This is a genomic window from Clostridium sp. CMCC3677 (assembly GCF_023845585.1).
In the GTDB taxonomy this organism is placed as follows: domain Bacteria; phylum Bacillota; class Clostridia; order Clostridiales; family Clostridiaceae; genus Clostridium; species Clostridium aquiflavi.
Genome location: NZ_JAMQHS010000007.1, coordinates 1 through 17,984, shown reverse-complemented (window position 1 = coordinate 17,984; position 17,984 = coordinate 1). Strand labels below are relative to the sequence as shown.

Below are 17,984 nucleotides of genomic sequence, written 5' to 3'. Positions count from 1 at the left end.
ATATTAAAACAAATATACACGTTGCTATAAAGAAACATTGAAAGAAGGTGATTTGGTGTTTGAAAATAGGTATCCATTATTTGAGAGTGGTAGACTTTTAAAAATAGATATGCTTAATGAGCTTAGGGATTATCCAAGAACATTTATTGACATAATGTTTAGAGAATATTGTGATGGAATAATTTCTGGATGTTCAATAGATGTAGTAGATGATTTCTTGATAATAAGAAAAGGGATAATTAAATATGATCAGGTCATTTATATTTTAAAGGAAGATACAAAAATAAAATATGAATGTAATAATAAACTCACTATATTAAAGCTGAGATTTATGGAACAGGTAATAGATAAAGATTTTATAGAAAATTGCACAGAAATTTATTTGGATGATGAACTTGAATTAAAAGAAAATGAAATGGAAATATGTAGATTTCAGCTTAGAGAAGGAGCACATTTAAGAGTAAATTATACTGGTTTTGAAGATTTGTCAACGGAGTATGACACTGTAAACTTAATTAATTCTTCTTATGCAACTAAAAACGAAGTAGGTTTATCACCAATTATTTTAAGGATGTTTGGAAAAGAATTAATAAAGTGCAATATTAATGAAGCATGGGACATAACTTTTGCGACTATGTGCATTCAAAATAAAGATGCAATTGAGAAAGATATAATAATAAGCTACCTATCATATAAGCTAAATATTCAAGAAAAGGATTATTCAAATGAGGAATTGTATTTATATCTTTTAGAGGTATTAAAAAAACAAAGAGAAGATTTAAAAACAAGGAATAATAAACGGGGAAGATTTAAAAAGATATTGATAGATTAAAAGGGAGGGGTATAAAATGGCATTTAGTTTTGGAGGTTTAGTAAGTGCTATTGTTGGAGCTGTAGCAAAGGTGGCAAATGCAGTAGTCAGTGCAGTGAAATCTATAGTATCTGGAACAGTTTCATCAGTTGCAGGAGGAATTGAAAAAGCTACTTCTGGAGCAATGGCTACACTTGGTGTTGTAGATGTTGACGAAGATGGAGAACTTGACATTGATGATGCAGAGGAGTTTTTTGAAGAGAAGTTTAAATTATTAGTTGGAGCCTCTACACAAGGAATGAAAAATCTTGCATCGCATCCTGAAGATACAGCATTAGCAGCGGGAGGGTTTGCTTTTGGTGTAATTGGATTAGTAGGTTCTGGAATAGGAGAGGTTTTTAGTGGTGGATCGGCATCACCGGCTGTAATACCATTAGCAACTTTTTCAACGAACTCAATAGTATCGTCAAGTTCTGATTTAAAAGCTATATTTACTGGAGAGTATAAGGAAAAAGGTAAGTTTAATCCACTTAAATCTGCTTTTGAAGTAACAGGAGAAAAATTTGGTCAGGGTATAGATAATGTATTTGATTCTAATGATTGTGAGAAGGTAGGGAAAGATATCGGTGGATGGATATTTGAAGGAGCTGACGCCTTTATTGGAGCAAAAGGAGTAAAATCAGGGGTTAAAAAAATTGCTGATGAGTCATATCATTTCAAGGAGGTTACAAGTATTGGGAATAAGATAATACCTACAATTTCAGTACCAGTAAATAATGTATCTAAAGCAGAAAAAATTGGTGCAGGTATGGATATTTCAAATACAATTGCAGGGTGGATAGACAAAATTTTTAGCAATGATGATTAAAAATAATTATGCAGAAGGAGGACATAATTATGAAAAAATTATTCCAAATATTGAGAACGTATTTAGCGGTTGCATTTATATTAAGTACTATTATTTATATAGTAGCCACTGCGCATGCATTAATAAAAGATACGATGCCAACAGTTAATGTATTTTTTGTTATAGAATATATATGTTCAATAATAAAAGGAGCATTACTCTTAGTACCTATAGTAGCAGTGATACATGCTGCTACACTATGTTGCAAGTCATTAGTTAAAGATTTTAAAGAATCTGACAAGAAGGGAAAAATAGTAATTATAGTAATTTGTACTATGGTATTTATTAGAAAACTTTTAATTTGGACTAGCTGATATTGATAAGAATAATTGTAAAACACATTGCAATGCAATAGATACTATCAAAAGAAGCTAAAACAGAGTTTGGTGAAGGTAAAACAACACAAGTTTATTCAAGCTGTTTTTATAATGTTATAAAGTTATGAAAGGACGAGAAATATGGATGAAAGAGTAGATGAAAAAATATTAGATTTTATTAATGAAGCAGAGGAAAAGGAACTTAGAAAAGATATAACAAATGGTCCGGTAAAAATCGGAAAGAGATATTATGAATTTGAAGAAAGTGAATTCTTTGATGAAGCTTTAAAAATATACATTCCGAAAGATTTTAACGAGATGTCACTGGCAGCAAGAAAGCTTAAATATCCATCTGAAAGTAGACCAGAAATAATTAAATGTAATGAAAAAGGAAATATATGTATAACGTTAAAAAAGATTAATAGTCCATTAGAAGAAGAAAATGTTGAAAAATTAAAAAATGGAATGAAAGTTATTATAAGAAAAACTAATCCATCAAATGTATTTTATGAAGATGGAGTGTTAGAAGTTGATTCTAAAAATATTGGATTCTTTGAATTTAAAAGCTATGCTATTGATGATTCATTATATAACATAATGTTTTTTCTTGAGTTTGAAGGAAAAACTCTAATGGGAACATTTAGCTGTATATATAATGAATGTAAAGAGTGGAGAGAGATTGCTTTTCAAGTTATTAAAACTATAAGAATAATAAAATAAGGTAAGGGGGATGGATTTTAATGCGTAATGGATATACGTATACTCAAGGAGATATTTTAATAGAACCATATAGGTTTCAAAAAATAACCAAATTAAAAATTATTAGAGAGTTAAATGAACATGCAAAACTTTATATAAGTGGAATAATTGACGATGATAGTAATGATAATTATGTTGAAACAGCAGATGCTGAATCAAGTATTAAAATATCATTAAAAAACAATAGTAGCAGTGTAATTAATGTATTTGAAGGAATTGTTACTAATATTGGTATTAATGCAGCTAATAATGTAAGAACTTTAGAAGTAGAAGCATTAAGTAATACATTTTTACTTGATATAAAGAAAAAGAATAGGACATTCCAAAATGAAAATTATACTTATAAAAATGTTTTTAGTGAAATTATTAGTGATTACAATGATGTACAAATATTAAATTATATTACTAATCAAACTAAAATTGATAAATTAATAGTTCAATACAGAGAAACAGATTGGGAACTTCTAAAAAGATTAGCATCGCATTTTTATGTTCCATTAGTTCCTGAATGCACTTTATCAGGAATAAAATATTTCATGGGGAATTCAGGATGTTCAACATTATATGAACTTGATGAATTTAATTATTCAATAAAGAAAGGGCTACAAGAATACAGACTTAAATCAGAAAATGATATTGATGATTTAAATGATATTAATTTAATAAGTTATGAAGTAGTAACTAATATAGTAATGAAGTTATATAATTTAGTTAATTTTAAAGGAAGAAGTCTTTATATATATAGAACAGAATTAGAACTTATAAATGGTGTAATTTCAAATAAGTATATTTTGAGAGATGAAAATGGAATGAAAGTAAGAAAAATTTATAACAACAAAATAGTTGGAATTTCCCTTCAAGGAAGAGTGTTAGACACAGAAAAAGATAGGGTTAAGGTTTCTTTAGAGATTGATGGAAGTCCAACACAATGTGAAGGTGCAAAATGGTTTGAATACTCTACTGTATTTTCATCACCAGATGGAACTGGATGGTATTGTATGCCTGAAGTTGGAGATGCAATAAGATTATATTTTCCAGATAACGTGGAAAGCAATGCTTACTCTATAAGTTCAGTTAACCTACAATCAAGTAATTCTTCTAAGCGTAGTGATCCTTCACGAAAGAGTATTGGAACTAAATATGGAAAAGAAATTGTTATGAGTTCTGGTGCTGTTGAAATAATAGGAAATGGGAATTTACTTATGAGATTAACAGATGATGGTGGAATAGAGGTAAATAGTGATAAAAGTATAGTTATGAGTGCTGGAGGAGATGTATCTATAAGTGGAGGCGGAAAAGTAATAATACAAGGCGATGCAGGAATTAATTTAACTCAAGCAGGAGCAAATATGACAATACAAGATGATGTAGTAATGAGTGGTGGAAAAGTAAATATCCAAAGTTAGAAAAAATGCAGGTGTTAAAGAGATGATAATACAAGTTGATAAGGAAAAAGTATTAAAAGAATTTGAAGAAAAGTATGTACACAACAGATATATTACTGAATTTGAAAAAATAATAGAAAAATATAAAACTGAAAGAGAGAGTATTAAAGAAAATTTGATCTCAAAATTTAATTCTATATGTACAGAAGCTATTTTACTTCAGGAAAAAGAGCAAAAAGGAGAAATAAGATATATTTATTTTTCAATGCTTAGAACAAAGATTCTTGAAAATAAAGGACAATGGAGAATTGATTTTTATGATGAAAAATGGTTTTTAGATAAAGAGGAATGTTCAATAAATATAGATTTAGATTTTATTTATGAACCTTTATTTAATCATATGAAAGAACTTTCAGAGAAGAAAAAAGAATATGGCAGAACTATTAAGGAAAAGGATATAGAAGTTATAAAGTTAAGAGAAGCAGAAAAATATCATGGTTTAGCTATAGGCATAATTATGAAGATGTTAGAAAGTTTCTTAGAATGTACTTCATATAAAGAAATGAAAAAGAAAGAAGACATAGTTATTATGGCAGGAGAATATAAGGATTATAATATTTTGATATATTCTCAAAATTAATCAACTAAATATGAGAGAAAGGAACAAACATGGATTACTTTTTATTAAAGCAGGATGAGGAATATACTAATACGCCAATGTTAATGGATGTATTTAGAAATATTGATGTTAGAAATATTAATTTATTAAATGCTCATAAAATTGATGATATTGTTATTTTAAATGTTAAGTGCACTGATGAGGCCGAGTTTTTAGATATCCTAGATAGAAATCTATTTCTTATTTCAAAAGAAATGAAAAAAATAATTGAAAAGTATGATTCAGAAATTTTATTTAAAATCATTCCTTTAATAGATTTACCACATGAAAGACAAGAAAATTATTATATGCCAATATTTGAAGAAATAGAATGTTTAAGTGAAAAAGCAGAATTAAATTTAAATAAAACTGTAGTAAAAAAAATTATATTAGATAAAGAAAAAATTAGAAATAAAAAGATTTTTAAAATAAAAGAAAGCTCAAAAACCTTGGTGGTAATAAGATTAGATGTTGCTGAAAGTTTGCTTAGAAGGGAATTTAAAGGAATGTGTTTAAAAAGATTAGAAATTGATGATTAAAGTCTATCTTTTAGAATATCAACATTTAAGTAAAACATAATCTTAATTTAAAAAATAGGAGATGATAAATGTGGCACAGGCATATGTAGTTAGGGGAGCTAAAATGAAATGTAATAAAGGAAGCCATAAAAAAAGAATAAATCTGCCTACAAGTCATGGAACATATTCAAATGGAAATCCAATGATGAATGAAAGTGACAATGTGGTAGATAAAAATATAAGTTGCTTTGGAGTATGTAAAGGGAACTGCCCTTCAAGTGAAAATGTTACTTTAACAAAAGAAAGAGGTGATACAGTAACGGGGAAAAAATGCAAAGTAAAGATATTAAAAGAGTGGATGAATACTAAAGAAGATACTTTAGTTGATGGAGAACCGGCATTGACTACGGATTCAACATTGATATGTGCATATGGAGGAATAATAAAATTTGTTACAGATGGACAATAGTAAAAAATTATAAAACTTAAGGGGAAAAATATATGGGAGAAATTAATAGATTAAGGGTAAAATCGCCATATGAGTTAATGAAGATAGTAGATATAAAAATTGAAAATAAACCTAATGAACATGGATATTTATATTTAAAATGTTTAATAGATGACAGTATAAATTTTAATTCTGCTATAAAAGCTTCCACAGAAGATGAAATATGTGTTTATGAAGAAATAGAAGATATAGATAATGAGAGTACAAACAGTGATGAAAATACAATAAATATAAATGAAGTTAATGAAAGAAATAGTAAAAGATTATTTAATGGAATAGTGCAAAATATTAGGACAACCAATATAAATGGAATATATTATTTAGAAATTCAAGCTTTAACTTCAAGTTTTAAATTAGATATAAAAGAAAAGAGTAGATCTTTTCAAAATGTTGATATGACTTATGATGCTCTTATAAATGAAATATTAAAAGAGTATTCAGGTTACACTTTTACTCAAAATATAGGGAAAGGACAAAAAATAGATAAGCCCTTATTTCAATATAAGGAAACAGATTGGAACTTTTTAAAGAGGATTGCAAGTGAATTAAAATCAGAATTATATTGTGATATAATAAATTTGAATTATATGTTTAATTTTGGAATACCAAGTGAGCATAGTTATAAATTAAATGATAAGATGAACTATGAGGCTTTCAAAGATTTACAAAGATTTCATGAAGCTGGTGGAGATGAAGTTTATCATGACACTGACTATTTTTACTATAAAATAAAAATGCGAACTATCCTTGAAATTGGTTCAAAAGTTTACTTTAAGCAAAAAGAATTATATGCTAGAGAGTATGAAGCTTATAGAAATAAAGAAGAACTAATTTATAAATATAAGTTATGCAGAAAAAATGGAGTATGGCAAAGAAGATTATATAATTCACTTTTAAGTGGAGCATCACTTGAAGGAAAAGTCCTTGCAGTTCAGGGCGAAAAAGTAAAGCTTCATTTAAATATAGACGAAAATCAAAGTGAAGGTGAAGCTTTTTGGTTTAGATATGCACCACCAACAACAAATATAATGTACGCAATGCCTAAAACTAATGAAAATGTAAGACTATATTTTTTAGGTGAATTTAATGAAGAGCCAATTGTTACAGGTTGCGTAAGAAAAAATGGAGACACATGCATTCAAACTTCTGATACAACAAGTAGATACTTTCAAACAGAACATGGAAGTGAAATAGCAATACTTCCGGGGGCATTAAATATAAATGGTGGAAGTAAAGAACCATTAAGTATAAATTTTGATGATGAAAGTGGAGTGACTTTTACAAGCCCAACTGGATTAAATTTAAATGCAGGTGGAGAAATAGTAATAAGCACAAAAAATAATATAAATATAAGTGCACAAAGTCAAATACTCATGACTAAAGGAAATACAGAAAATGGAGTTTCAATAGAAGGCGAATTCCATATTAGAGCAAATAACGTAATAAAAAATGGAAGCAGTAGAGAATCTTATGCTCCTTTTGCAGAAGGAGGGGTGTAAGATGTCATTTTTTAATAGCGTAGTAAGTGCTGTTGTTGGAGCAGTGGCAGCAGTAGCAAATGCAATAGGCAGTGCAGTGAAATCTATAGTATCTGCAGTTTCTGGAAATAGTTCACAAGCTGTAGGTGGAATGGCTTCACAACCTACGGGAGGAATGGCTGTACTTGGAGCAGTGGCAATAATGGCAGATGTCTTTGAAGATGGTGAGATTGATGAAGATGAGGAAGAACTGCTCGAAGAAGCATTTAAATTATTGGTTGGAGCTTTTATATTTCCATTTGATTCTGGTTCATCAAGCACAGAAAATGATGATATTTCTAGTGATCATGTATGCTATATTTTTTATCAACCAGGTATAGAATCTGGTGATCATAAGCATTCATTTGATGAGCAAGCTGAGATAGAGAAAGAAAAATATAAGAAAAAATATCCAGGAACTGACCCGATTTTAAGGCCAGTTACCAATTCAAGTGATTTTAAACGAGAATGGGATAATATGGATGATAAATCTAAGACTATTGATGCTGTTCAAATTATTTTGCATGGTAGTATAGATCCAGATATAGATGATGACGATTATAAAGGTGCAGGATTTATGTATTTTCATGGTGATGAAGGTAAAGAAAAGGAATGGTGTAGGATTGGAGCGGATAAAACAGTTATTCATGAAAATAACAAGAATAAAGATATATTGATATCAGATTTAGAGAAGAAAAAAATGAATGAATTATATTTTAGTTCTTGTAATTCTGCTAATCCTGATGCACAAAATACAGCAAGCGCATTTGAGGATGTTGTTGACGCAAATGAGATAACAGGATGGGATGGTGGAACAGTCTATGCTTATAATGATGAGAAACCAGAGAAATCAGAGGAGGTTGCAGGAGGAGAAGGTTCATATAAAGATGAGGATACATATGGTGTACTTCCAGAAAATTCTTTAGCTCCAGCGGAGACAACTGGTCAACCGACATGGTGGAGATATGTTCCAAGAGATAGTGAGGGATGGCCAATAAGAAAAAGACAAGGAAAAGTGCGAATAAAGTAAAGAGAATAATGCAATTATTGTTGAAATTATAACTGTTTATTAATAATTTCAATATTATTTTATATCTATGTATTTGTATATGGAAGGAGAACTATTATGAAAAAAATATTTATAGCAATAAGCATAATTCTTATAATATTATTAATGGGGGTGTGTCACAATAGTACTAAAGTAAAACTTTTTGAAAATGTTGATACAGAGAGTATTGATACCATTACAATTTTATATTTTGGTGGAAGCTTTAGTACTGAAGATAAAAATGATATATTAGAAATTATGAATTATCTAAAGGGCGTACAGTTTTCTGAACGTTCTAACCGCAATGCACCTAATACTACTCCAGATGTTATAATAGGATTGAGTGATAACAATCAAAATAATATTCTACATTTAGAAGTGTATGGTGATTTGGCTAGAGTTACACCTGAGCAAGAAATTGATTATACAATTCCGGATGGTTTTTATAAAGAAATTGATAATATGTCTAAAAAATATAGAGAGAATAACAAGTAATTATTATATGATGTAGATTACAAAATATTCAATAAACTGTAAAAGCTACATGGAATAAATTTATATAAGATATCAATATTGATGAAACTTCAGGGTGTATTGTTAGGAAAATGAACCAATATCTTATTGAGTATAGAATCAGTAAAAGATGAAGAATAATTGAAGTAAAATAAAGATAATACAAATAATAAACTGTATTATCTTTATTTAATTTGAAAGTAATTGATTCTAAAATTTACTTTAAGCAAAAAGAATTATATCTTAGAGAGTATGAAGCCTATAGAAATAAAGAGGAAATAACCTATGAATATAAATTATGCAGAAAAAATGGGGTATGGCAAACAAAATTATATAATTCACTTTTAAGTGGAGCATCTGTTGTCGGAAAAGTTCTAGCAGTAAAAGAAGAATTAGTAAAGATTCATTTAGATATAGACGAAAACCAAAATGAAGGTGAAGCTTTTTGGTTTAGATATGCACCACCATCAGTAAACATAATGTATGCAATGCCTAGAATTGGAGAAAGTGTAAGACTCTATTTTCCAAGTGAAGGTAATGAAGAACCAATTGTTACAGGCTGCGTAAGAAAAAATGGAGACACTTGTGAAGGCACATCTGACACAATAAATAGATACTTTCAAACAGATCATGGGAGTGAAATAGCAATGCTTTCAGGAGCTCTAAATATAAAAGGTGGAAGCAGAGAACCATTAAGTATAAATTTTGAAGATGAAAGTGGAATAACTCTTACAAGTCCAACTGGATTAAACCTAAATGCAGGTGGAGAAATAATAATAAGAACAAAAAATAACATAAACATAAGTGCTCAAAGCCAAATACTCATGACTAAGGGAAATACAGAAAATGGAGTATCAATAGAAGGCGAATTCCATATAAAAGGTAATAATGTAACAAAAAATGGAAGCTGTAGAGAAACTTATGCTCCTTTTGCAGAAGGGGGAGTATAAAATGGACTTTAGTGTTGGAAATTTAGTAAAAGGTGTTGTAGGAGCAGTTGCAAAAGTAGCAAATGCAGTAGTTAATACAGTAAAGTCTGCAATATCAGGAATTTCTGGAATGTTTTCATCAGCTGCTGGAACCATTGGATCGGCTCTTTCTGGAGCTATGGCTGCACTTGGAGTTGTAAATGTTGATGAAGATGGAGAACTTGACATTGATGATATTGAAGAGTTTTTAGAAAAGAAATTCAAATTGTTGGTTGGGGCTTTTATATTTTCATTTGGTTCAGGTTCATCAAGCACAGAAAGTAAGTGTGATGATTCATCTCAAAGTCTTAAAGGAGTTAATCTAAATTTAGAAAAGAGATATATTTCAAAAAAAACATATATTTCAGGAGAAACATATATAACAAAGAAACCTACAGGTCTTGAACCAATACCAGAGTATAAGAATGATAATATAAAACTTCACAGTTTACCAGGAGAATATAAACTTGAATATTTAGTTAAAGGTGTTTATGATAGGACTATATTACCATTCAAGGAGCATATAACTTTCGTTGGTGAATGTTATGGTTTGACTCCAGAATATGCAGAACTTTATGGAGATTTTTCAGTAGGAATGTTGACTGAAGCAGGAATAACAGCATCAATTAGTGGTATTAAATCTGCTAAAAATATAATATCTGGTAATTTTAGTGCTGAGAGTGAATTTATTGCTGGAAGTGGTATTGGAAATTTAGGTAATAGGACAGGTAAAGCTATCGAAGACCTTAGCAGTAAGGCTTTAAAGCATCCAATGAATGACCATATTGTTAGTAGGTATGTAAAACAAGTTCCGTATCAGTCAAAAGAAGTTGTTGAAGGGTATCTAAGTAAAAAATCCTTTTTTAATCCAAGCTGGACTGAAGAACAGGTTACAAATGCTTTAAATAGTGCTTATAAAGATGCGGTAAGTAAAGGAATAACAGATGGATATCATACCTATAAGATATATGGAGAAGAAATTAATATATTTATGAGGGAAGGAAAATTTTCAACTGGATTTGGAAATCATAAATTTACTTATGATGAAATTATAAACTTTGGAAAGTAGGTGACACAATGTTTGATATTAATTTTAGAATTGTAGATGATTTAGAATATTTAAGTAATATTAATGCACATCAATTTGATTCTGATGGAGCTGATGTTGAGGGGTTTTTTGCTCTTAACTTTAATGGAAATATTGAAGGATATTATCATGATAATAAGTTAAATGAATTTGAAGTAGGTCATGAATTGATAACACTTTGGTTTGATTTATTAATGGAAGTAATATTGATATTAGAAGAAAAATCAAAATATGTTGCTTTAAAAGAAATAGAGTGTGTTGACAGTTGGCTTGAATTTATTCGAAATGACGATGTTTTAACAGTAAGTTTTGCTAAGTATTCAGGAGAAAGCGATGGTGCCTTTCTTATTACAGTTAAAAAAGAGGATTTTAAGTATCCGACTTGGAAAGAAACAATCATTTCATTTAGTGAGTTTAAGTATAAAGTAAAAATGAAAGCAAATCAATATTTAAGCGAAGTTGGGAGAATTAACCCAGAACTACTTAATACAAAAATAATGTCTAAATTATATAAAAAAGTACAGATTATTTAAATTGAACTCACTACAAATTTTATAAAAACTGACGACAAAAATATATTATTTTATTTGGAGCTATATGTCGTAATTAATATTAATGATTTCTACTATATAGTAGAATTTAAATTATGCTGCATAATCTAAATAATGTAGTGAAAAATGAAATGAACTAGCTGAAATTAAGTAGGCTAGTTCATTATTTTTTTAGTAGTTATCATATGCTATAAATACATCATTTAAAAGAATTATATCAAAAAACAACGATAACACATCAGAAAACAGAGTTTTAAAAGACTACGAATAAGAGTGGCATTTAATTTAAAAGTGATGAATAAAGGCTAAAACAACTGATTAAATAGAAATTGATAGGTGATTAAAATCTTTTTAGCAGTTTTTCAAGTATAAGCATCTGATAAAGGAGTTCCTTGTTAATCAATACTAACATCTTTAGGAGTCGGTAAAACAAGGATGACAGAGATATTGTAAAAGAAAATGTAAAAAGATCCGAAAAAGCCTTTAATTCATTTTATGATTTTTCTAATTGGATTACTTTAGGAAATGTAGATATGGTAAATGAGACATTTAATCCTAAAGATCCTTTATCAAAAGAACATTGGTTAAATAGTTTTGGAACAGCATCAGCTATTTTTGGAATTAAGGAAACCAAAGGTTCTGTGCCTAAAAAAAGCGGAGTTGGAGTACCAGAAGAGTTTGGTGGTATAAATAAGGGGGTGGCTAAACCCACAAGCATATTTGAACCTGGTGATACTGATTTTATCGGACCTTTAACTAAGCCAGATCATCATTTTATTATGGGAGAAGGTATTGGGCCAAAGCAAAGAGGAGTTCTTGGAGCACACAGTGAAGATTTTTTCAATAGTACATTAGAAAGTACAGGTTTTTCTTTGAATGAATTAAAAATAGGCGATCCGATACCACATCCGACAATAGATGGTGTATATGCTCAAAAATATACTATACCATCTTATAATGGAAGAGGTGAACTTATAGGATTTAAAAATATTAGAGAGCCAAAGACAGTTTTTGAGCCTAATAAGATTCCAGGCAACCAGATGTTAAAGTGGGGTAAAGAGGCAATGGAAAATGGTACAATTAACGGAAGAATCATCGAAGGAAGTGTATCTAATGGCCTACAATTTCGTGGTTATATAGAAAATGGAGAAGTAACCAACTTTTTCCCAATAGTACCAAATTAAAATTACTATTTAGAAAGAAGGTAAAGAAATGAGAGTTTCAGGAGAAAAAGAAAAGTATTTAAATTATTATTTTGATAATATATGTTTTTTAGGAAAATTACAAATTAGTGCTTTGAAGACAATGGCAGAAATGAAGGGCCAAGGTGCAGAGTATATTTCTTGTTCATTTGATCCAGATGATGAGGATTATGTTGAAGGTTGTGTTACTTTGTTTTTCTGGAAGCCTGCAGATGATGAGGATACAATGGTTGTTGTAGAAAACAGTATGTTTTATAGATACCTTTTACAGACTTGTGAAAATCATATAACTAAATACTCGGAGGATAATGAGAAGATACAAGAATATCTAGCTCAAATAAAGATGCATCTTAATATTTAAAAAATAGAAAAGGAGAATATTTACGTGGTATGATTGTTTAGATAATAACAAGTTTTTAATAACTCTATATAATTCAGTGCCAATGTTAGGAGAGGTACAGATAACTAAGTTAGCTATTTCTGATAGTGGAAACAGAATTACGATTGCATTTAAGATGCCGTTTTATCCTGAATCTCCACCTAAGAAATGGAAGGAGAGAAATTATAATTCAGCAATGCTAGAACTTGACTTTTTTGCTATATCTATGTTAAATATTAATGCAAATACTAATTATTATATTGGTAATATTGAAATAAAAAGAACTGAAAATCAATTGATTGATATAACAATATCCGGAAATATAAATGTTCAATTTCAAGCTGAATCTGGATTGATTCAATCTGTAGAAGGATATATTTTAAGAAGTGAATAAATTATGTTATAAGAAGCTGTATGAAAGACACATGGAGAATGTCAACTGTGATCTAGTAAGGAAAATTAAAGCGCCATATTTACAAAGATGTTGATGATGTAGTGGTAGGATTATTTCATTATAAGAAAAGGAATGCACTAGAATCATATCAGTTTGGAAAGATTCTGAAAATATAATTAATGGAATATCGGAACATTGAAATTAGCAGGTAGCTACATTGTTTAAATAAAGTAACTACAAAAACATAAAGTTTACTGCATAATTATAATTTTGTAGTGATTAGCTAAATAAAAATTAAATTAATGGTAAAATGGTAGTAATAGTAAAAATATTACTACCATTAACTTTTGTAATTACAGTTTCAGCTCTAAGTAAAGGAGTAGAATATATGTTTATTAAATATGATGAGTATGAGTTATTAGAGTTGTTTTGTAATGAACCTATTAGTGTTGGAGAGGTTGAAGCTGGTGAACTTATTTATTCTTTAAAAGATGATAAAGGATTTGAAATAGTTATGTTCATGGATGTATATAGGAAAATTTGTGAAGTAACAATAACTTTTCAAGAATTAATAGTTTTTACTTGTAAGATTGAGAATGTTGAGAGCATTAATAAAATAGGTGATGAAATGATAATTAATGATGTAAGCAAAAGCATATTAAAAATAAAATTTAAAAAGCAGATAGGAGTTAGGCTGTTATAAGAAGACTAAAGTAGACTCAATGCAAAACTTGTAAAAAGCTTACTGAAAAAGTTTAATATTGAGAAATTATATTATAAATTAATGAGATTGCATGATCTAAATAATGTAGTGAGTAGGGGGATAAGAGTTGCAGATAAATTTAAAAAGTAATTTAATGCTAGTGAAATTAAAAAATATTTTTTAAAAACTCTATTACCGTACCCCCCTTTTTTACCTAGATTAAAAGAAAATATAGTTTTAACTGAAATGTCGATACTTCAATAGTATTGATATTTTCTTTTAATAGAAGGTGCTAAGGACTGAAAGATTTTCTACTACCTAAATCCATGCATATAACTGATAAATGAGTTCATGGCTAATTAAACCTAATACATTTAGAGGCAAGTAAAACAAGGATAAGAATGATGTGTAGCTTGATAAGCAAGGAAATTCAGAATATGCAGCAAGAGTAGGAAAAGCTATTTGGAAAGAAATTAAAGATGAATATAAACGTGATGTAATAGATGGGGATGCTAACTCTGAATCATATTTTACAGGAAGAGTATTGTTTGAGGGTGCTTTATTATTCGGTCCTACAGTTACTAAACTTAATAAATCTGAAAAAATTGCTAAAACATCAGAAGTTATTAGTGAAGCTGAGAAGGTTAGTAAAGAATCAGAAGTTATTACTGAAGTGGTAGATAATACTGAAGCACATAATGTAGTTAATTATGCAAAACTTAAGGAACAATATAAAGTAACAGAATATGCAAATGATGTAGTGGATTCATTAAAGTCAACTGGTAAATTACCAAATGATTATATAATGAAAGAAGAGGCTATGAATTTAGGTTGGAAACCTAATAAAGCATTAAAGAATTATGCACCTAATAAGAAAATAGGTGGCAACATATTTAGAAATGAAGATGGAGTTTTACCCAATAAACAAGCAAGAACTTGGTACGAGGCTGATGTAGGAATGGATTATACTAAGGGAAGAAGCAAAAATCCTGGTTATCGAGTAGTTTATTCAAATGATGGGTTAATATATGGAACGTATGACCATTATGTAACAGTTTTTAAAATTGGAGAATATTAATAAAAAAATATGAAATATAGATATATAGTAAGGATATTAAGGAGGAACTATGAAAATAATAGAAGTTTTAGGTTTGTATACAAAAGATTATTTATCTAATGGAGAATTTGAAGAATGGGTATATGATAATGATGAGGAATTAAATAGGTTATTTGCTGATACTATTTATTATAAAATAATTTCAACTAATTATAATGATAATAGACAAGTTGTTAGTTTGAAAAACGAACTACAAAAGTATTTACTATCTAATAATGATGATGAATTTAGTAAAATTAATGATAGTTATATTGAGAGAATTATTGATGATGTGGAGATTGATGATAATATAACTATGATATTAAAACGAAAATATGGGAAAAAAGACAGGGTTGAGATAAATTGTAGAAATATAAATTCTTTAATTGAGTTGCACAAAACCTTAAAAGAAAAATTAGAGTTTTCACAATATTATGTGATGAATTGGCATGCATTAAGAGAATTTTTAGAAGAAACTCTGTTGCCTAGAGTGATTATATTTAATGGATGGAGTCATTTAAATGAAATAATACCTAAGGAAGCAGGAAAATTGAAAGAAATATTAGTAGAATGTATTTCTAATGAATGTAAAGTAATATATAAAGATTAATTTTAAACCTCTAGATTAATTCTAGAGGTTTTTTTGAAAAGTATAATTGATGCAGGAGAAACAATTGAATTAAGAATTGGGAAGCAAAAAGCATCATTCAGAAATAATAATCAATTTGGAGCAGATACTATGGAAAGGATAGTAAATAATTATGAATATAGAAATTTTAGAAAATAAATTAGGGATTGATGGGTTTCAATATCCAGATTCATTTAGTAAAGTAATAGAATTAAATTTATTAGACTTTGATTTATGGTATATAATGGATGAAGAGAGAGTGTTAAATAGGTTAAAAGGAGTTACAGAAAGATATCCCAATAGAAAGCTAATACCTTTTGCAAGACGAGATGACAATGATGATATAGCATGTTTTGAAGTAGGTAAAGGTGAAAAAGTGCAAATAATACATGATTTTACATCAGAAGGCTATGAGCAAAGAACAGAGTATAATGATTTTTGGGCTTGGTTAGAAACTGCTATTAGTGAAATGATTGAATTCAATAGAGAATAAAAAAGGAGATGAGTTTTATTAACTATTTACAATTAAGTAAGGAGATATCATACGCTCTTAGACATGCTCCTTGGGAGTATGAATTAGAGCTAGATGAGAATGGATGGGTTAGAGTAGAACAATTATTGACTGCTTTAAAAGAGAATAGTAAATGGGAAAGTTTAACCATAGGAGATTTAGAACATATAATTGAGAATTCTGATAAGAAGAGACATGAATTAGTTGATGGCAAAATTAGAGCTTTATATGGACATTCTGTACCGAAGAAGATAGTAAAAGAAAGTGAAGAACCACCAGCAATATTATTTCATGGAACTGCAAGACGTTTTTTAGAGTCAATAGAGAATAAAGGTCTATTACCAAAAGGAAGGCAATATGTTCATTTATCAAATGATATCGAAACTGCATTCCAAGTTGGTAAAAGACATGATGATAAGCCAATTATTATTGAAATTGATGCTAAAAAGGCTTGGGATGAAGGTGTTAAATTTTATTTAGGTAATGATAAAGTATGGTTAGCTGATGATATACCAAGTAAATATATAAAAGTCACTTCATAATTAGATTTAATTTAATAGCATAAAATGTGAATCGTATAAGCAATTGAAATTAATAAAAAGTATATAAACAATTTACTGCATAATCTAAAGGATGAAATGAATCAGCTGAAATTTAAGTAGGCTGGTTCATTATTCTTTTAATAGCCAAATAAATACCTGTGGTTGATTAAGTACTAGTCCTTTAGGAATAAGTAAAACAAGGTTGAAAGCGATGTGTAAGCTGATAAACAAGGAAATCCTAGGCTTGATAATTCTACTTAAAAGTTAATAAAATTCATAACAATAATATATATAGGATAAAGATAGAAAAGCACTAAAAATAAAAAGAATTGATAGAATAAAACATAAAAATAAGATGGCTGAGTAGAATACTAGAGAATTGGAACTAAGGACTATGAAGCTTGCAAATACCAAGATGAAACAATTTATAAATATAAATTATGCAGAAAAAATGGGGTATGGCAAACAAAATTATATAATTCACTTTTAGGTGGAGCATCTATTGAAGGAAAAGTTCTAGCAGTAAAAGAAGAGTTAATAAAGATTCATTTAAATATAGACGAAAATCAAAGTGAAGGTGAAGCTTTCTGGTTTAGATATGCACCACCATCAGCAAACATAATGTACGCAATGCCAAGCATTGGAGAAAGTGTAAGACTATACTTTCCAAGTGCAGGTAATGATGAACCAATTATTACAGGTTGCGTAAGAAAAAATGGAGACACTTGTGGACAAACATCTGACACAACTAGTAGATACTTTCAAACAGAGCATGGAAGTGAAATAGCAATGCTTCCAGGAGCTTTAAATATAAAAGGTGGAAGTAAAGAACCATTAAGTATAAATTTTGAAGATGAAACAGGAGTAACTCTTACAAGTCCAACTGGATTAAACCTAAATGCAGGTGGAGAAATAGTAATAAGCACAAAAAATAACATAAATATAAGTGCACAAAGTCAAATACTCATGACAAAAGGAAATA

At 28.9% G+C, this 17,984-nt stretch carries 24 protein-coding genes; all 24 read left to right on the top strand.

The window, feature by feature from the left end; all coding sequences use genetic code 11:
• Positions 1–55 precede the first annotated feature (55 nt).
• Positions 56–832 (top strand): hypothetical protein, encoded by a 777-nt coding sequence (locus NG901_RS09880; protein ID WP_252214058.1) that lies wholly within the window; start codon positions 56–58, stop codon positions 830–832.
• Between the two features lie 16 nt (positions 833–848).
• Positions 849–1,679, top strand: coding sequence for a hypothetical protein (locus NG901_RS09875; protein ID WP_252214056.1), 831 nt, complete (start codon positions 849–851; stop codon positions 1,677–1,679).
• A 29-nt stretch (positions 1,680–1,708) separates the two neighbouring features.
• Positions 1,709–2,032, top strand: coding sequence for a hypothetical protein (locus NG901_RS09870; protein WP_061301879.1), 324 nt, complete (start codon positions 1,709–1,711; stop codon positions 2,030–2,032).
• A gap of 144 nt (positions 2,033–2,176) precedes the next feature.
• A complete protein-coding gene (locus tag NG901_RS09865) occupies positions 2,177–2,755 on the top strand; it encodes a hypothetical protein (RefSeq protein ID WP_252214055.1) in 579 nt (192 codons plus the stop codon).
• Positions 2,756–2,775: 20 nt separating this feature from the next.
• A complete protein-coding gene (locus NG901_RS09860) occupies positions 2,776–4,200 on the top strand; it encodes a type VI secretion system Vgr family protein (RefSeq protein WP_252214054.1) in 1,425 nt (474 codons plus the stop codon).
• A 22-nt stretch (positions 4,201–4,222) separates the two neighbouring features.
• Positions 4,223–4,819, top strand: a complete 597-nt coding sequence (locus NG901_RS09855) for a hypothetical protein (protein WP_252214053.1) — start codon at positions 4,223–4,225, stop codon at positions 4,817–4,819.
• Positions 4,820–4,848: 29 nt separating this feature from the next.
• Positions 4,849–5,376, top strand: coding sequence for a hypothetical protein (locus tag NG901_RS09850; protein ID WP_252214052.1), 528 nt, complete (start codon positions 4,849–4,851; stop codon positions 5,374–5,376).
• A 70-nt stretch (positions 5,377–5,446) separates the two neighbouring features.
• Positions 5,447–5,824 (top strand): DUF4280 domain-containing protein, encoded by a 378-nt coding sequence (locus NG901_RS09845; protein WP_353847553.1) that lies wholly within the window; start codon positions 5,447–5,449, stop codon positions 5,822–5,824.
• 32 nt (positions 5,825–5,856) lie between these two features.
• Entirely contained in the window at positions 5,857–7,362 is a 1,506-nt protein-coding gene (locus NG901_RS09840; protein WP_252214051.1) for a contractile injection system protein, VgrG/Pvc8 family, read from the top strand.
• 1 nt (position 7,363) lies between these two features.
• A complete protein-coding gene (locus NG901_RS09835) occupies positions 7,364–8,410 on the top strand; it encodes a hypothetical protein (RefSeq protein WP_252214050.1) in 1,047 nt (348 codons plus the stop codon).
• Positions 8,411–8,506: 96 nt separating this feature from the next.
• On the top strand, positions 8,507–8,923 hold the full coding sequence (locus NG901_RS09830; protein WP_085293946.1) for a hypothetical protein: 417 nt from the start codon (positions 8,507–8,509) through the stop codon (positions 8,921–8,923).
• A gap of 212 nt (positions 8,924–9,135) precedes the next feature.
• Positions 9,136–9,891 (top strand): type VI secretion system Vgr family protein, encoded by a 756-nt coding sequence (locus tag NG901_RS09825; RefSeq protein ID WP_252214048.1) that lies wholly within the window; start codon positions 9,136–9,138, stop codon positions 9,889–9,891.
• A gap of 1 nt (position 9,892) precedes the next feature.
• On the top strand, positions 9,893–10,978 hold the full coding sequence (locus NG901_RS09820; RefSeq protein WP_252214046.1) for a hypothetical protein: 1,086 nt from the start codon (positions 9,893–9,895) through the stop codon (positions 10,976–10,978).
• An 8-nt stretch (positions 10,979–10,986) separates the two neighbouring features.
• Positions 10,987–11,529, top strand: coding sequence for a hypothetical protein (locus NG901_RS09815; RefSeq protein ID WP_252214044.1), 543 nt, complete (start codon positions 10,987–10,989; stop codon positions 11,527–11,529).
• Between the two features lie 551 nt (positions 11,530–12,080).
• Entirely contained in the window at positions 12,081–12,731 is a 651-nt protein-coding gene (locus NG901_RS09810) for a CdiA family toxin C-terminal domain-containing protein (protein WP_252214042.1), read from the top strand.
• 28 nt (positions 12,732–12,759) lie between these two features.
• Positions 12,760–13,110 (top strand): ribonuclease toxin immunity protein CdiI, encoded by a 351-nt coding sequence (gene cdiI, locus NG901_RS09805; protein WP_252214040.1) that lies wholly within the window; start codon positions 12,760–12,762, stop codon positions 13,108–13,110.
• Between the two features lie 16 nt (positions 13,111–13,126).
• A complete protein-coding gene (locus tag NG901_RS09800) occupies positions 13,127–13,522 on the top strand; it encodes an Imm50 family immunity protein (RefSeq protein ID WP_353847555.1) in 396 nt (131 codons plus the stop codon).
• A gap of 388 nt (positions 13,523–13,910) precedes the next feature.
• Positions 13,911–14,225, top strand: a complete 315-nt coding sequence (locus NG901_RS09795; protein ID WP_252214038.1) for a hypothetical protein — start codon at positions 13,911–13,913, stop codon at positions 14,223–14,225.
• A 544-nt stretch (positions 14,226–14,769) separates the two neighbouring features.
• The gene (locus NG901_RS09790; RefSeq protein ID WP_252214037.1) at positions 14,770–15,303 is read left to right on the top strand and encodes a ribonuclease domain-containing protein; all 534 of its coding nucleotides are present in this window, start codon (positions 14,770–14,772) and stop codon (positions 15,301–15,303) included.
• A 49-nt stretch (positions 15,304–15,352) separates the two neighbouring features.
• A complete protein-coding gene (locus tag NG901_RS09785) occupies positions 15,353–15,931 on the top strand; it encodes a barstar family protein (RefSeq protein WP_252214034.1) in 579 nt (192 codons plus the stop codon).
• Positions 15,932–15,964: 33 nt separating this feature from the next.
• The gene (locus tag NG901_RS09780; RefSeq protein WP_252214032.1) at positions 15,965–16,108 is read left to right on the top strand and encodes a hypothetical protein; all 144 of its coding nucleotides are present in this window, start codon (positions 15,965–15,967) and stop codon (positions 16,106–16,108) included.
• On the top strand, positions 16,083–16,442 hold the full coding sequence (locus tag NG901_RS09775) for a hypothetical protein (RefSeq protein WP_252214030.1): 360 nt from the start codon (positions 16,083–16,085) through the stop codon (positions 16,440–16,442). The genes NG901_RS09780 and NG901_RS09775 overlap by 26 nt, the downstream gene beginning before the upstream one ends.
• Before the next feature lie 8 nt (positions 16,443–16,450).
• Positions 16,451–17,002 carry an RNA 2'-phosphotransferase gene (locus tag NG901_RS09770; RefSeq protein WP_286675193.1) on the top strand — a complete coding sequence of 184 codons (552 nt, stop codon included), beginning with the start codon at positions 16,451–16,453 and terminating at the stop codon, positions 17,000–17,002.
• 378 nt (positions 17,003–17,380) lie between these two features.
• The coding region (locus NG901_RS09765) for a phage baseplate assembly protein V (RefSeq protein WP_353847554.1) at positions 17,381–17,984 on the top strand (604 nt) is incomplete at its 3' end.

Bases quoted from the DNA above. Each gene is read 5' to 3' on its own strand.
- NG901_RS09875 (WP_252214056.1), top strand. From the start codon at position 849: ATGGCATTTAGTTTTGGAGGTTTAGTAAGTGCTATTGTTGGAGCTGTA.
- NG901_RS09870 (WP_061301879.1), top strand. From the start codon at position 1,709: ATGAAAAAATTATTCCAAATATTGAGAACGTATTTAGCGGTTGCATTT.
- NG901_RS09865 (WP_252214055.1), top strand. From the start codon at position 2,177: ATGGATGAAAGAGTAGATGAAAAAATATTAGATTTTATTAATGAAGCA.
- NG901_RS09860 (WP_252214054.1), top strand. From the start codon at position 2,776: ATGCGTAATGGATATACGTATACTCAAGGAGATATTTTAATAGAACCA.
- NG901_RS09855 (WP_252214053.1), top strand. From the start codon at position 4,223: ATGATAATACAAGTTGATAAGGAAAAAGTATTAAAAGAATTTGAAGAA.
- NG901_RS09850 (WP_252214052.1), top strand. From the start codon at position 4,849: ATGGATTACTTTTTATTAAAGCAGGATGAGGAATATACTAATACGCCA.
- NG901_RS09840 (WP_252214051.1), top strand. From the start codon at position 5,857: ATGGGAGAAATTAATAGATTAAGGGTAAAATCGCCATATGAGTTAATG.
- NG901_RS09835 (WP_252214050.1), top strand. From the start codon at position 7,364: ATGTCATTTTTTAATAGCGTAGTAAGTGCTGTTGTTGGAGCAGTGGCA.
- NG901_RS09830 (WP_085293946.1), top strand. From the start codon at position 8,507: ATGAAAAAAATATTTATAGCAATAAGCATAATTCTTATAATATTATTA.
- NG901_RS09820 (WP_252214046.1), top strand. From the start codon at position 9,893: ATGGACTTTAGTGTTGGAAATTTAGTAAAAGGTGTTGTAGGAGCAGTT.
- NG901_RS09815 (WP_252214044.1), top strand. From the start codon at position 10,987: ATGTTTGATATTAATTTTAGAATTGTAGATGATTTAGAATATTTAAGT.
- NG901_RS09810 (WP_252214042.1), top strand. From the start codon at position 12,081: ATGGTAAATGAGACATTTAATCCTAAAGATCCTTTATCAAAAGAACAT.
- cdiI (WP_252214040.1), top strand. From the start codon at position 12,760: ATGAGAGTTTCAGGAGAAAAAGAAAAGTATTTAAATTATTATTTTGAT.
- NG901_RS09795 (WP_252214038.1), top strand. From the start codon at position 13,911: ATGTTTATTAAATATGATGAGTATGAGTTATTAGAGTTGTTTTGTAAT.
- NG901_RS09785 (WP_252214034.1), top strand. From the start codon at position 15,353: ATGAAAATAATAGAAGTTTTAGGTTTGTATACAAAAGATTATTTATCT.
- NG901_RS09775 (WP_252214030.1), top strand. From the start codon at position 16,083: ATGAATATAGAAATTTTAGAAAATAAATTAGGGATTGATGGGTTTCAA.
- NG901_RS09770 (WP_286675193.1), top strand. From the start codon at position 16,451: ATGAGTTTTATTAACTATTTACAATTAAGTAAGGAGATATCATACGCT.